We start from the raw sequence: 12,422 nt of genomic DNA on the forward strand, positions 1-12,422 counted from the left end.
AAACATGAACAAATCTTTCAGGGGCGGCCGTTCAGCCACCGCGGGGGCCCGCCCGCGCGGCGCCGCCGCGGGCGACCTCCCGGCGGAGGCGTCGCGCCTGCTGGCGCGGCTCGGCGAGCCGGGCGCCTACGCGCGGCCCGACCCCCTCGTCGAGGAGGCGCTGGTGACCCGGCGGGGCGGCGACGGGATCTCGGTGGGGAGCGGGCGCTTCGCGGCCGCCTCGGGGCGGGCCCTGGCGGCGGCCGATCTGGCGACGTGGAACGCGGCCGGCACGCGCCTGACGATCAGCGAGGCCGGGCGGGCGCGCCTGCGCCGCGAGGCCAGGCCGGGGGACCTGGCCTTCGCGGACCAGCACCGGGAGCTGGCCGTCGTGCAGGGCGGCGCCGGACCGACCCTGCGCAACGCCGCCGAGAACCCCCTGGCCTGGATGGTGCGCCGGCGCGACCGGGACGGCGCGCCGCTCATCGACGCGGCCGCCTTCGAGGCCGGTGAGCGGCTGCGGCGGGACATGACCGCCGCCGCCCTGCTGCCGCGGATGGGCGCGGATCTCGGGGCGCCCCGGATCGACGGCGGCGGCCCGCGCGACCCGGCCTCCGCGGCCGACCACGTGATCGCGGCCCGGCAGCGGGTGCGCGGCGCCCTCGACGCGGTCGGGAGCGACCTCTCGGGCCTGCTGATCGACCTCTGCGGCTTCCTGAAGGGGCTGGAGCGGATCGAGGCGGAGCGGCGCTGGCCGGCCCGGTCCGCCAAAGTCGTGGCCCGCATCGCCCTGGGGCGGCTCGCCGAGCATTACGGTCTGGAGCGGGAGGCGACCGGACCGGACCGGGCCCGCCTGCGCCTCTGGCGGGGGTGAGGCCGCCCGGGCCGCTCAGGCCTCGGCGGCGAGCCGGACCGCGTCGCGGTGGATGCGCTCCGCCATCGCCCGCACGCCGTTGGAGCGCTTCGACGTGACGTGGGCGCCGAAGCGGAGCTGTCGGAACAGGTCGAGGCCGTCGGTCTCGGCGGCCTCCCGGGGGGTCTTGCCGGTGTAGAGCGCGATCATCAGCGCCACGAAGCCGCGCACGATGAACGAGTCGCTGAAGCCGTGCAGGACGAGGCGCGGCGTGCCGTCCGCCCGCTCCGCGCGCGTGTCGATCCAGACCTGGCTCTCGCAGCCGTGGACGCGGTTCGCCTCGGTCCGCTCCGACTCGGGCATCGGCGGCAGGGCGCGGCCGAGCTCGATCAGGTATTCGAGCCGCATGTCGTCGTCTTCGACGATCTCGAAATTCTCGATGATGGTGTCGATCGGAGGGAGCATGCTCGGCCGGGTCCGGAGAGGTCTGCGCCGCTATAGGCCGGCCGCGCCGCCGTGGCGACGGGGTCCGGCGCCGCGGGCGCTCATTGCGCGCCGGGCCGCGCCGGCGGCAGGGTCAGCCACAGGGGATCGCCCGGGCTGGCATCGCCCGCCACGGTGATCTCCGCCTGCGCCGCGTAGGCGGCGATGAGGCGGGGGCCGAGCTTCGGGACGTTCGGCCGTCCGGACTCGGCCATGTCGCTCACCCCCGAGACGATCGCGAGCCGCAGGGGCGCGCCGGCCTCGATGTCGATGGCGATGGAGCAGGCGACGTGCTCGGCGGTGGCGTCGAGGCACTCGGCCACGATCTCCGCGACGATCATGCCCAGCGCGTTGGCGGTGCGCGGCTCCACGAGGCCGTTCCCGGAGCCGCCGACCTGGACGCCGATCCGCCCGGCGCGCCGGAGCTGCCCGAGCCCCGAGGCGAGGCGGTGCAGGTAGTCCTTGAGGTCGATCGACGCGATGTGCGGTGCCTCGTGCAGGTGCTGCTGCACCAGCGCGATCGCCCGGACCCGCTGGCCCAGCGCCTCGAAGCTGCCGCGGCAGGCGTCCGGGGCCGCCCGCCCGTAGAGGCCGATCAGGCTGACCATCACCTGGAGGTTGTTACGGACCCGGTGATAGACCTCGGCCAGCAGCGCCTCCTTCTCGGCCAGCGCGTGCTCGATATGCTCCTCCGCGTGCTTGCGGTCGGTGATGTCGAAGCAGGAGCCGAGATAGCCCTGGAACCGGCCGTCCTCGACGAGCGGGCGGGCCGTGTCGAGGAGCCAGCGGTACTCGCCGTCGTGCCGCCGCAGGCGGAACTCGACGGTGAACGGCGCCCGCGTCGCGAAGGCCTCGGCGACGATCCGGGCGTGGCGCTCGAAATCCTCGGGATGCAGCCCGCTGCGCCAGCCGAGGCCGAGCTCCGCCTCCAGGGGGCGGCCGGTGAATTCCAGCCAGCACTCGTTGTGGTGGATCGCGTGGCCGGCCTCGTCCGAGCGCCACATCATCAGCGGCACGACGTCGGCGAATCGCTTGAAGCTGTCGCTCAGGGCGGCGGCTTCCGCGGTACCCTGTGCCGGACCCCGACCCGGGTTCCCCGCGGGGCCGTTGCCCGGCGAGTCTTCCGCGCCGGACCCTGGTGGCTCACCGACCATTCTGTACCCGATTCACTCTGACGAACTGCGTGAAAGGCGACGCCTGCGTGCGGATGGCGCCGGTCAACGTGTCGACCGGACGGCCGTTCCGGTCCTGAACCGCCTTCAGATCCGCCAGTCAGCGGGACATTAGCGGCAATACCTTTCGAGCCCGTTCAGCATCCCGCCGTCGTGCGGGCCCGCACAGGTCGAACGACCCGCCGCGTGGCCCGGCCGGCGGACCGGCCACATCCCCCGCGCACAACCTGTAGCCGGTCATGGGATAACCGTAGATCGTGCGTGACGCCTCGTCTCAGTTGTGTCTTTTGGCATCAGACACAACCTTGAGGATACCGTGCTGCCTGCCCCGACCGCGACAAGCGCCGCCCGCCGCGGACGGCGCCCTGTCCGTCACCCCCCTCGGAGCGCCGCCCGCTGGCCGGTGCTCGCCGGCCTCGTCCTCATCGGCCTGTCGGGCAGCGCCGTCGCCCGGCCGTTCCCGGAGCCCGACGACCGGACCCTCGACCGCCACGGCCATTACCGCAGCCGGGACGGGTCCGACGTGCACCGGCCGGCCAAGAGCCTCGACGGCGGGAAGCCCGCGGGGGCCACGGCCAAGTGCCGGGACGGCACGTGGAGCTTCAGCCACACGCATCGCGGCACCTGCTCCCGCCACGGCGGCGTGGCGCACTGGGAGGGTTGAGGCTCCGCGCCCTGCCTTAAATCCTATGACCGCCGCAAATTAGGAATTTACACTTGACACCGGCGCGCTGTCGGGGTATCACCTCGGCACGGTCGAGACGTGTGCGGAGAGACGCCGATGTGGCCACCCCCTCCCGGCCGGGCGGACAGCCGCGCCGAGGCGCTGACGCTCCTGCGGGAGACCGACCTGACGTTCGACGCGATCGGGGACCGCCTCGGCGTCCATCCGAGAACGGTCCGCACCTGGAACGCCCGGGCCGGCTGGCCGAGGCCGCGGCGGTTGCGGCCGCGACTCCTGACGCGGCGCTGGCCGGCGGCGCGCCGCGCCGCCCTGATCCGCCTGCTCTGCACCCCGGGCGCCGATCCCGGCGACGTCACCGAGGTCCTGGGTCTCGGCCGGCTCGACGCGGGGATGATGGCCTCGGCCTTCGGGGTGGACCTGCCGCTGCCGCCGGCGGTCACCGGGCGCGGCGACCCGGCGGCCGATCCGGCGACCCTGCGGGCGCGTCTGCGCGCCCACATCGCCCGGCAGATCGCCGCCTTCGACGCGGCGCTGAGCGGGGCGGGGCCGGGCGCGCGCGACTCCGCCCGGGTCCTGCGCGACCTCGGCGGGCTCAAGCGGCTTCTCGACACGGTGGATGCGGCGGGCGCGCGCGCCGCCGCGGGGGAGGGGGGCGATGGCACCGAACCCGAACCCGACCTGCCCGCCCTGCGCGCGGAGATCGCGCGACGCGTTGCTGGCTTTGTCGGCGGCCGGGCGGCTGCCTGACTTCCTCGGGACGCTGCCGCCGGATCTCCTCCGGGCGCTCGCGGGCGACTGGCTGCACCAGGCCCGGCCGGACCAGCTGCCGCCGCCCGACGCGGAGCCCTGGACCACCTGGGCGGTGATCGGCGGCCGCGGCAGCGGCAAGACCCGCACCGGGGCCGAGTGGGTCGACGCCCTCGCGCGGGGCGACCCGGCCTTCGCGGCCGCGCCGGTCGGGCGGATCGCCCTGGTGGGCGAGACCCATCTCGACGTGCGCGACGTGATGGTCGAGGGGCCCTCCGGCCTGCTCGGCCTGCCGGCGCGGGGGCGGGCCCGGCCCACCTGGTCGCCGAGCCGCCGCCGGGTGGAGTGGAGCAACGGCGCCGTCGCTGTCAGGAGCGCGTTTAACATGCCCCAAATAGGGTTTAACGTCCCCCGGTTGACGGAATAGGCTACCCCTTCGCCCTTGCAACCCGAGTTGAAGCAGTGCCATCGCCTGCCGCGCCGTTCGAATAAGCTACCCCCAAACGCGGTGCTTGGGGCTATCTCCGACCTGTATGCAAGCCATTCGCTGACCTTCCCGGCTCCTCGCCCAGACCAAGGCCGGACGCATCGGGCCGTGGAGCGTCAAGCTCGCCTTCACGGCCGATTCGGAGTTCGCACGTGAGCGGGGGCGCCCTGAGCGTGTCGATTGACCTCGGTCCTGACGCGTCGATATCCCAGCGCCCTCTCACGGGACCTGACACGGAGTCTAGGCCTCAAGCCGGGCGATATGAGGCTCGTCTGAGCGACCCAGCCCCCCCCCCCGGCCCGTTCAGTACAGGCGCCAGGCTCCAGCCTGCTTCCTGGCCTTCTTCAGGCGGCGCAGGCTCCTGATCGCGCGGACGAGCTTCTTGGCCTGACGCTTCTCGCAGGTCTCGATGACTGGCCGACCGGCGACCTTGACCATGAAGTGCCCGTCGGCCGCCTTTTCCTTGGTGACGTAGTGCATGGTCGGCCTCCTGTCGTTCGGGGCTCGGACGTCGAGCGGCCTGTCTCCGGGGTAAGTGCATGCGGCGACGAAGGGCGCGCGGACGCCCGGGGTGCTTGGAATCGGAGATGGACACGCGGGCGGGCGTCGCAACCCGGCTCCCGCCTTCGTGATCCTCACCGAAGCGGCGTCCGCCTCAACGACCTGACGCTCCCTGGGCCGCGATCTCCGCGGCCGCCCGGTCGAGATCCCGTTCGAAGCGAGGATCGCGGAACAGCACCTCCGCGATGACGGCCGCGGCGATCTTCCCGGCTTCGAGGTCTGACGGGAAATGGGTTCCGGCAATCATGCGGTTCTCCCCGTAGGAGGCCGCGAACGCGAACAGCGACTGGCGTTTCTCGGGCACGAGGCGCGACAACACCGTGGCCGCGAGATACCCGAACGTGGCGTGCCCACTCGGATAGGACGTGCTGTCGGAGCGATGGCCGAACGTGGCGAGGTCCGGCTTCACCTTATAGGGGCGCGGCCGGGCGATGGTGGCCTTGGCCGCCAGCACGGCGAGTTCGCCGTCTTGGAACACATGCTCGATCAGCGCTGCGGTGACCGGCATCGTCTCCGCCGTGAAGGCCGGGCCGAGCACACCGGTGAAGCGGTCGAGGGTGCACGGCAGGTTCGCGGTGATGCGGCGCTCGTCCTCGGGCGTGCGGGCACGGACGGCGGCTTCCACGGTCTGCAAGTCCACCTTGGCTGCTTCCAAACCGGCCTCGGGCGGGGGCGGTAGGACGCGCTGGAGCGCCATCGCCTCCGGGTCGATGTAGGTGCTGCGCAGCGTCCCGGCGGCGGCGGCAGGCAGGGCAAGGGACAGGACCACCGCCAGCGTCGCAGTGAATCGCTGGCAGCCCCTGACGAAGTTCCGATGTTTCACCGCCCCTCCTCACGCCGTGTCAGGTCGTACCGCCCGCAGTCACGTCGCCGGCCAGCTCCAAGGCTTTCCCGGGGGCGGTCTCCGGCAGCATCACCACGAGCACCCCGAGCGCGACCGCCGCGACGGCGGCGCACGCGAGATAGGCGGCATCGAACCCCGCCTGCTGGACCAAGGTTCCGGCGATCACGAACGATAGGGAAGCGCCCGCGCCCTGAACGGTCCCGATCAGGCCGTGGGCGGCGTTGTAGCGGCCGGTCCCGCGGGTGATGTCGGCCATCACCAAGGGCTTCACCGCACTGAGCAGGCCGGCGCCGACGCCGTCGAGGCACTGGACCGCGATCAGCCAATACGGGTCGCGCCAGACGAGATAAAGCAAGGCGCGCATGGGCAGCGCGGCGAAGCAGATCACGAGAAGAGGCTTACGGCCCCAATGTTCGGCCCGGCGGCCGACGATGAGCCCCATCGGCACCATAACCGCCTGCGCGCCGACGATGCAGACGGACACGATGACGGACGACCAGTCAGGGCGCGCTTGCCCGATCTCCTGAGCGACAAGGGTCAGCAGCGGCGCGTTAGCAAGATGGAAAAGACCCACGCAGGCGGCGAAGATCATGAGCGGCCGGCAGGTCAGCAGGGCTCGCCATCCGGCCGGGGCTTGTTCGCCTTCACCCTCGCCGCCACCGCGGGCTCGACGCGCGTCGATGGCACCTCGCGGGATCGAGTAGAGCGCCGCGGCCGAGACGATGGCGCAGGCCGGGACCAAGAGGAAGACCGCCCGGTCCGGGAACAGCCAACCGACGAGCCCGATTAGCACGGCGATGGCGACGTTCCCGGTCCGCTCCAGTGCGGCGTTGCGGCCGAAGCGCCGGGCGAGCCTGTCGGCCGGGAAAAGGCCGAGGGTCAGCGTTGCGATGGCCGGGCTCAGCATGCCCCCGACGGCGGCTAACACGCAGGAAGCCGCGAGCACGGGCCAGAACTGCGGGAAGAGCGCGACGAGGAGCGTGGCCAGCGAGAGCGCGACCAGGGCGCCGAGCAGGATGACTCGCTTGTCCCGCACTGCGTCGATGGCCGTCCCGATGGGTGTCTGAGCCACGATGCCGACGATGCCTGACACCGTGCTGACCAGTCCGACCGAGGCGTCGTCCCATCCGCGATGCACGTAGAGGTAGACGTTGAGGTAGGGCTTGATCGCCCCGTTCACGTCGATCAGCAGGAAGTTCAGGAGATCGAGAGGTCTGGAGATGGGCTTTCGCACCTGGGCGGCAGGCTGCCCGTCATCCTCGCCGCTGTCCTGCTCCACGTGGTCGGCCTCCCTTTCAAACTCACCTAGGGCGTCGCCGAACCAAACCGAATGAGGGAGCTATCCGCGGGCATGAACGATTTGCAGCCGTGCTCGACCCGGTGATCACGGACGGGGCGCTCGCCGTATGACCGCTCGGGGTGGGAAGCAGCTTGGCTGCTTTCGGTCGCAAGACGTTCTAAAGCGGACCTAGGATGAATCGCCGTCTCCGGATGGACGGTCCAACCCATCTCAGGGTCGAAGTTCGTTAAAGCCGGATGCCGTTTTCATCAGAGGCGATGCGACCGACGCGAAAGTGCGTTGCCTTGGGAGACAGAGTGATTCACGATCGCAAAGCCCCAATCACGCGACGTCTCGTGCTGGTCCGGCATGGCCAGAGCGTAGCCAACCGATCCGGTCTGTTCACGGGATTGCTGGACTCGCCCTTGACCGAGCAGGGTCGGATAGAAGCCGTGGCAGCCGGGCGGCGTTTGGCCGAGCGCAGCTGGCGCTTTTCCGATGCCTTCACCTCGACGCTGACGCGGGCCGTCGTGAGCGGCCGGCTTATCCTCGATACGCTCGGGCAACCCGGATTAATCCCTCAACGCTTCGCCGCGCTCGACGAGCGAGACTACGGCGACCTCAGCGGGCTCGACAAGACCGCCGCCGATGCGCGCTGGGGGGCGGAGCGGATCGAGACCTGGCGGCGCTCCTACGCCGAGGCGCCGCCGAACGGTGAGAGCCTGCGCGATACCGTCGCCCGCATCGTGCCATGCTACCTCCGATCCATCCTACCGGCGGTCATGGGCGGGGACGTGCTCGTCGTCGCCCACGGTAATTGCCTGCGGGCGCTCGTTATGGCGCTCGACGACCTCAGCCCGGCGGAGGTCGAGCAACTCGAACTCGCGACGGGCTCCGTCAGGATCTATGAGTTTGCTGCGGACACGACGATCGAGGCCCGCTGGATCGACGGTTGAATCCGCCTGTAGGCCCCCAAGAATGGGTCGCCTCACGCTTCGAAGGGATCCCCATTTGATCTAATTAAGTGATTGGAATTATCTAATCATTCCGTTGGAGTGAATGAAAGGGAAGTGGGATTCTCCGGCATCACATCGGAGCCACCCATGTCCGCCCCCAGACTTGTCTCCCACCCTCGATCGATGCGTGCCCTGGCCGGCACGAGAGCCATCCTTCCAGGACTGGGCCTCTGCGTGGCAGTTACCGCCGCAGCGGTCGGCTTCGAAGCCGTCGAGACGCACCTGTTCGGTCGCGCTTGGCTCGAAGCCCTGGTGCTGGCGATCCTCCTCGGGAGCGCGATCCGCACCGCCTGGACCCCGTCGCAGCGTTTCTTTCCCGGCATCGCCTTCGGGGCCAAGACCGTGCTGGAGATCGCGGTCGTAATGCTAGGCGCGTCGCTCAGCCTCGCGACGATCCTCGCCGCCGGCCCGGGCCTGCTCTTCGGCATCGCGGGCGTCGTCGTGGTCGCGATCCTGTCGAGCTACGGCATCGGCCGGGCGCTCGGACTGCATTCGCGCATGGCGATCCTCGTCGCCTGCGGCAACTCGATCTGCGGCAACTCGGCGATCGCCGCCACCGCCCCGGTGATCGGCGCCGACGGCGAGGACGTCGCCGCCTCCATCGCCTTCACCGCGGTGCTGGGCGTGCTGGTGGTGCTCGGCCTGCCGCTGCTGGTGCCGCTGCTCGGCCTGTCGCCGATGCAGTACGGCGTGCTCGCCGGCCTCACCGTCTACGCCGTGCCGCAGGTCCTCGCCGCCACCGCGCCGGTCGCGGCGCTCAGCGTCCAGGTCGGAACCCTGGTGAAGCTCGTCCGGGTGCTGATGCTCGGGCCGGTCGTTCTGATGCTCTCCCTCGGCGCGAGCCGGCTGCGCGAGGAGACCGACGAGGCCGCCCCCGGCGTCACAACCGGCGACCGCCCGGCCCCCGGCGGCCTCGCGATCCACCGCCTGGTGCCGTGGTTCATCCTCGCCTTCCTGGCGCTCGCGGGACTCCGCTCGGCCGGGCTGATCCCGCAAGTCGCGCTCGCGCCGATGTCGGAGACCGCCAACGTGCTGACCGTAGTCTCGATGGCGGCACTCGGCCTCGGGGTCGACGTGCGCAGCGTCGCCAAGGCCGGGGCGCGGGTGACCCTCGCTGTGGTCGCCTCGCTCCTTGCCCTCGGCGCCGTCAGCCTCGGCCTGATCCATGTGCTCGGCCTCGTCTGATCCACGCTATGGCATCGATCCGACCCCTTGATGGAAGAATTGCCGTGACACGTTCGTCCCAATCTTCATCCGAGGCAGTCGCGCAGGCGACGGGATGGTTGATGGGGCCGGGTCGCGAAGCGGTGGACGCGGCAGCCCTTCTCGATGGGTTCAGTGCGTGCCTCTCGGGGCTTGGCCTGCCGCTGGCCCGCGCCACCACCCACGCGCCGACCCTGCATCCGTCGTTCCGGTGGGTGATGCGCGTCTGGCATCCAGGAACGTCGAGCCTAGCCCTGCGTCGCCGCCACGGCATCGAGGGCACGCCGACCTTCCACGGCAACACCGTCGAGCACGTGGTCGAGACGCGGACCCCACTCCAATGCCGTCTCGACGGGGATGGGCCGCTGCCGTTTCCCGTGCTTGGCGAGCTTCGCAACGAGGGTCTGACCGACTACCTCATCGCGCCGCTGCATGCCGCGCGTGGACGCATGGGTGCCGCCTCCTGGGCCACGGCGAGACCGGGCGGCTTCACGCCGATCGAGATCGAGACGTTGCTAGCGCTGGTCGAGCCGTTCTCGCTGCTGTTCGAAATCAAGGCGCTCGACGACATGCTTGGCGCGGTCCTGAGCGCCTATGTCGGGCGCGACCCGGCGCGGCAAATCCTGGCCGGCACAGTGCGGCGCGGCGACGTACGCCTCATGCGGGCCGCGATGATGCTGACCGATCTGCGCGGGTTCGGTGAACTGTCCGACCGGCAAAGCCCCGACCATGTCGTGGCCGCCCTCAACCGGATGTTCGATGCCATCGTGCCGGCCGTCGAGGCGGAAGGCGGCGAGGTGCTAAAGTATATTGGTGACGGGCTGCTGGCCGTGTTCGATGCCGATCGCGACGAGGCCGAGGCGCGCCGTGCCGCCTTGCGTGCCGCCGAGGCCGCACTCGATGCGCTTGCGACCCTGCGCGACGGTGACAGGGCTGCCTTTGAGGTCGGCGTCGCACTTCATGTTGGGGAGGTCGCCTACGGCAATATCGGCGGCGGCGACCGGGTCGACTTCACGGCGATCGGCCGCGATCTCAACGTGCTCGCTCGCGTCGAGCGCCTGTGCAAGACCTACGACACGCCGCTGATCGCCACCGACACCTTCCTCCACGGCCTGGCGCATGCCCTCGAACCGCTCGGCATTGTCGCCCTTCGCGGTTTCGCCGAGCGTCACGCCTTGTTCGGGTGTCGCAGGACCGCGCCTGTCGAAGCACCGGCGGTCTGACGTCGAGACGATATCTGGCACCACCGGCGCGGAGATCCAAAATTCTCAAATCATCGCATTGGGAGATCGTTCGCATCGCGAAAGACCGTTGGTGGGAATTAAACGCATCCCGTAGCATCTCCCTAGTCGCAAGGAATCGCCACGGGTCCGGTGCCCTCGAACGCATCGACGCCGACGAACTTTGAAGGGAGAGACCATGCACGGATTGGAAAGACCGACGAACCGCCGCCTCCTGTTGGGCGGGCTCGGGCTCGGCAGCCTTGCCGCCGCGATGCCGGCCTGGGCCGCGGGCTCGGTGAAGCTGCCGCTACCCGGCGGCCCGGATGTGCGGGATCTCACGACGGCCTTTCCCGGCAAGGGCGAGATGATCCTCCAGCGTACCCATCCGCCGCTGCTGGAGACGCCGTTTGCGGTGTTCGATGAGGGCGTGTTCACCCCCAACGACCGCTTCTACGTGCGCTGGCACTGGGCCTCGATCCCAACCGAGGTTGATGCCGGCACCTTCCGTCTCAAGGTCCACGGTCATGTCGAGAAGGAGCTCTCGCTCTCCCTCGATGCCATCGCCGGCCTGCCGCGCTTCGAGATCGCCGCGGTCAACCAGTGCTCGGGCAACTCCCGCGGGCTGTTCGAGCCGCGGGTTCCCGGCGCGCAATGGGCCAACGGCTCGATGGGAAACGCCCGCTGGACCGGGGTGCGCCTCAAGGACGTGCTCGAAAAGGCCGGGGTGAAGGCCGGTGCCGTGCAGGTGCGCTTCAGCGGCCTCGATGAGCCGGTCGTGGACGACGCGCCGGACTTCAAGAAGTCGCTCGATCTCGACCACGCCTACGACGGTGAGGTGATGATCGCCTACGCGATGAACGGCGAGCAATTGCCGCTTCTCAACGGCTTCCCGCTTCGCCTCGTGGTGCCGGGCTGGTACTCGACCTACTGGGTCAAGATGTTGTCGGAGATCGAGGTGCTGGACAAGCCCGACGACCAGTACTGGATGAAGACCGCCTACCGCATCCCGGACGTGCCGGGCGCCAACATCAAGCCCGGCCAGACCGGCTTCAAGACGGTGCCGATCAACAAGATGGTACCGCGCTCGTTCGTCACCAACCTGCAGGATGGCGCCAAGGTGACGGCCGGCGCGCCGGTGGCGTTGCGCGGCATCGCTTTCGGCGGCGATTGCGGGGTGAAGGCGGTCGACTTCTCCGGCGACGGCGGCGCGACGTGGTTTCCAGCACAGCTCGGCGCGGACGAGGGCCCCTACAGCTTCCGCCGCTTCGAGGGCAGCCTGCCGGCGTTGGCCGCCGGCACCCACACGGTGAAGGTCCGCTGCACCAACACCAACGGCGTCGCGCAGCCCACGGACCGGGTCTGGAACGGGGCCGGCTTCATGCAGAACGGTATAGAAACCGTGTCCTTCCAGGCCGCTTGAGGAGAACAGCCATGACCCCGATCCGCTCTGCAGCCCTCAGCGTCGCGCTCATACTGTCTCCCCTGGTGGCGCTCGCCGCCCCGGCTCCCGAGCCGATGCGCTTCACCTCGCAATCGATCGAGATGCCGACCTCCGACCGGATCTTCCCCGACGGGCCCGGGGCCGAGGCGGTCAACAACAACTGCCTCGCCTGCCATTCGGCCGGGATGGTGTTGACCCAGCCCAAGCTCACGAAGGCGCAGTGGACCGAGACCGTGAACAAGATGGTCCACATCTACAAGGCTCCGGTCGATCAGGCCGACGTGCAGACCATCGTCGACTACCTCACGGCGTTGAAGCCGACCCCCTGAACTCCCGAATCCCGAGGCCGCCGCGTTTTTTCGCCGGCCTCGGGGAATAGACCGCCCTCGCTGGCATCTCCTTAAGGCGATGCATGGCCGGACCGGTCCCGCACGACGCAATCCGATTTC

Annotated in this window: 13 protein-coding genes and 1 pseudogene; 9 read left to right on the forward strand and 5 right to left on the reverse strand. The window is 70.1% G+C overall.

All coding sequences use genetic code 11. The features are described 5' to 3' along the window. Positions 1 to 4 precede the first annotated feature (4 nt). Positions 5 to 853, forward strand: coding sequence for a DUF6456 domain-containing protein (locus J3A75_RS31315; protein WP_024828484.1), 849 nt, complete (start codon positions 5 to 7; stop codon positions 851 to 853). 15 nt (positions 854 to 868) lie between these two features. On the opposite strand, the gene J3A75_RS31320 is transcribed toward J3A75_RS31315, so the two are convergent. After that, positions 869 to 1,297, reverse strand: a complete 429-nt coding sequence (locus J3A75_RS31320) for a SufE family protein (RefSeq protein ID WP_012321867.1) — start codon at positions 1,295 to 1,297, stop codon at positions 869 to 871. A gap of 80 nt (positions 1,298 to 1,377) precedes the next feature. Then, positions 1,378 to 2,469, reverse strand: a complete 1,092-nt coding sequence (locus tag J3A75_RS31325) for a sensor histidine kinase (RefSeq protein WP_012321868.1) — start codon at positions 2,467 to 2,469, stop codon at positions 1,378 to 1,380. A gap of 421 nt (positions 2,470 to 2,890) precedes the next feature. Between J3A75_RS31325 and J3A75_RS31330 the strand changes: the two genes are divergently transcribed. The 3 genes and pseudogenes from J3A75_RS31330 to J3A75_RS31340 all read left to right on the forward strand — a co-directional run. Further along, positions 2,891 to 3,151, forward strand: a complete 261-nt coding sequence (locus tag J3A75_RS31330) for a DUF3761 domain-containing protein (RefSeq protein WP_071000261.1) — start codon at positions 2,891 to 2,893, stop codon at positions 3,149 to 3,151. A gap of 117 nt (positions 3,152 to 3,268) precedes the next feature. Beyond that, positions 3,269 to 3,919, forward strand: a complete 651-nt coding sequence (locus tag J3A75_RS31335) for a helix-turn-helix domain-containing protein (RefSeq protein WP_012321870.1) — start codon at positions 3,269 to 3,271, stop codon at positions 3,917 to 3,919. Then, positions 3,894 to 4,310 (forward strand): annotated as a pseudogene (locus tag J3A75_RS31340) (terminase large subunit domain-containing protein); the annotation flags it as partial. The gene J3A75_RS31335 and the pseudogene J3A75_RS31340, both read left to right, overlap by 26 nt. 399 nt (positions 4,311 to 4,709) lie before the next feature. Here the strand turns inward: J3A75_RS31340 and J3A75_RS31345 are convergent. The 3 genes from J3A75_RS31345 to J3A75_RS31355 form a co-directional block, all read right to left on the reverse strand. Further along, positions 4,710 to 4,886, reverse strand: coding sequence for a hypothetical protein (locus tag J3A75_RS31345; protein WP_164706348.1), 177 nt, complete (start codon positions 4,884 to 4,886; stop codon positions 4,710 to 4,712). A gap of 175 nt (positions 4,887 to 5,061) precedes the next feature. Continuing rightward, positions 5,062 to 5,664: a phosphatase PAP2 family protein gene (locus J3A75_RS31350; protein WP_245364382.1), complete on the reverse strand. Its 603-nt coding sequence runs from the start codon at positions 5,662 to 5,664 to the stop codon at positions 5,062 to 5,064. A gap of 145 nt (positions 5,665 to 5,809) precedes the next feature. Then, on the reverse strand, positions 5,810 to 7,090 hold the full coding sequence (locus J3A75_RS31355; protein WP_052516962.1) for an MFS transporter: 1,281 nt from the start codon (positions 7,088 to 7,090) through the stop codon (positions 5,810 to 5,812). 341 nt (positions 7,091 to 7,431) lie between these two features. On the opposite strand from J3A75_RS31355, the gene J3A75_RS31360 reads away from it, so the two are divergent. The 5 genes from J3A75_RS31360 (at position 7,432) to J3A75_RS31380 (ending at position 12,302) form a co-directional block, all read left to right on the forward strand. Further along, positions 7,432 to 8,046 carry a 2,3-bisphosphoglycerate-dependent phosphoglycerate mutase gene (locus J3A75_RS31360; RefSeq protein ID WP_193375331.1) on the forward strand — a complete coding sequence of 205 codons (615 nt, stop codon included), beginning with the start codon at positions 7,432 to 7,434 and terminating at the stop codon, positions 8,044 to 8,046. 183 nt (positions 8,047 to 8,229) lie between these two features. Further along, entirely contained in the window at positions 8,230 to 9,291 is a 1,062-nt protein-coding gene (locus J3A75_RS31365; protein ID WP_047170696.1) for a YeiH family protein, read from the forward strand. A gap of 101 nt (positions 9,292 to 9,392) precedes the next feature. Then, complete coding sequence (locus J3A75_RS31370) at positions 9,393 to 10,532, forward strand: adenylate/guanylate cyclase domain-containing protein (protein ID WP_007557758.1); 1,140 nt, start codon at positions 9,393 to 9,395, stop codon at positions 10,530 to 10,532. 196 nt (positions 10,533 to 10,728) lie between these two features. Continuing rightward, positions 10,729 to 11,952 carry a molybdopterin-dependent oxidoreductase gene (locus J3A75_RS31375; protein WP_043074850.1) on the forward strand — a complete coding sequence of 408 codons (1,224 nt, stop codon included), beginning with the start codon at positions 10,729 to 10,731 and terminating at the stop codon, positions 11,950 to 11,952. 11 nt (positions 11,953 to 11,963) lie between these two features. After that, a complete protein-coding gene (locus J3A75_RS31380; protein ID WP_007557755.1) occupies positions 11,964 to 12,302 on the forward strand; it encodes a c-type cytochrome in 339 nt (112 codons plus the stop codon). The last annotated feature ends 120 nt before the right edge of the window (positions 12,303 to 12,422 follow it).

Origin of the sequence: Methylobacterium sp. PvP105 (genome assembly GCF_017876975.1) — a bacterium.
Lineage (GTDB): Bacteria > Pseudomonadota > Alphaproteobacteria > Rhizobiales > Beijerinckiaceae > Methylobacterium > Methylobacterium radiotolerans.

Excerpts from the sequence above, each read along its gene's own strand:
- J3A75_RS31315 (WP_024828484.1), top strand. The coding sequence starts at position 5 with ATGAACAAATCTTTCAGGGGCGGCCGTTCAGCCACCGCGGGGGCCCGC.
- J3A75_RS31370 (WP_007557758.1), top strand. The coding sequence starts at position 9,393 with ATGGGGCCGGGTCGCGAAGCGGTGGACGCGGCAGCCCTTCTCGATGGG.
- J3A75_RS31365 (WP_047170696.1), top strand. The coding sequence starts at position 8,230 with ATGCGTGCCCTGGCCGGCACGAGAGCCATCCTTCCAGGACTGGGCCTC.
- J3A75_RS31345 (WP_164706348.1), bottom strand. The coding sequence starts at position 4,886 with ATGCACTACGTCACCAAGGAAAAGGCGGCCGACGGGCACTTCATGGTC.
- J3A75_RS31350 (WP_245364382.1), bottom strand. The coding sequence starts at position 5,664 with ATGGCGCTCCAGCGCGTCCTACCGCCCCCGCCCGAGGCCGGTTTGGAA.
- J3A75_RS31320 (WP_012321867.1), bottom strand. The coding sequence starts at position 1,297 with ATGCTCCCTCCGATCGACACCATCATCGAGAATTTCGAGATCGTCGAA.
- J3A75_RS31325 (WP_012321868.1), bottom strand. The coding sequence starts at position 2,469 with ATGGTCGGTGAGCCACCAGGGTCCGGCGCGGAAGACTCGCCGGGCAAC.
- J3A75_RS31375 (WP_043074850.1), top strand. The coding sequence starts at position 10,729 with ATGCACGGATTGGAAAGACCGACGAACCGCCGCCTCCTGTTGGGCGGG.
- J3A75_RS31380 (WP_007557755.1), top strand. The coding sequence starts at position 11,964 with ATGACCCCGATCCGCTCTGCAGCCCTCAGCGTCGCGCTCATACTGTCT.
- J3A75_RS31335 (WP_012321870.1), top strand. The coding sequence starts at position 3,269 with ATGTGGCCACCCCCTCCCGGCCGGGCGGACAGCCGCGCCGAGGCGCTG.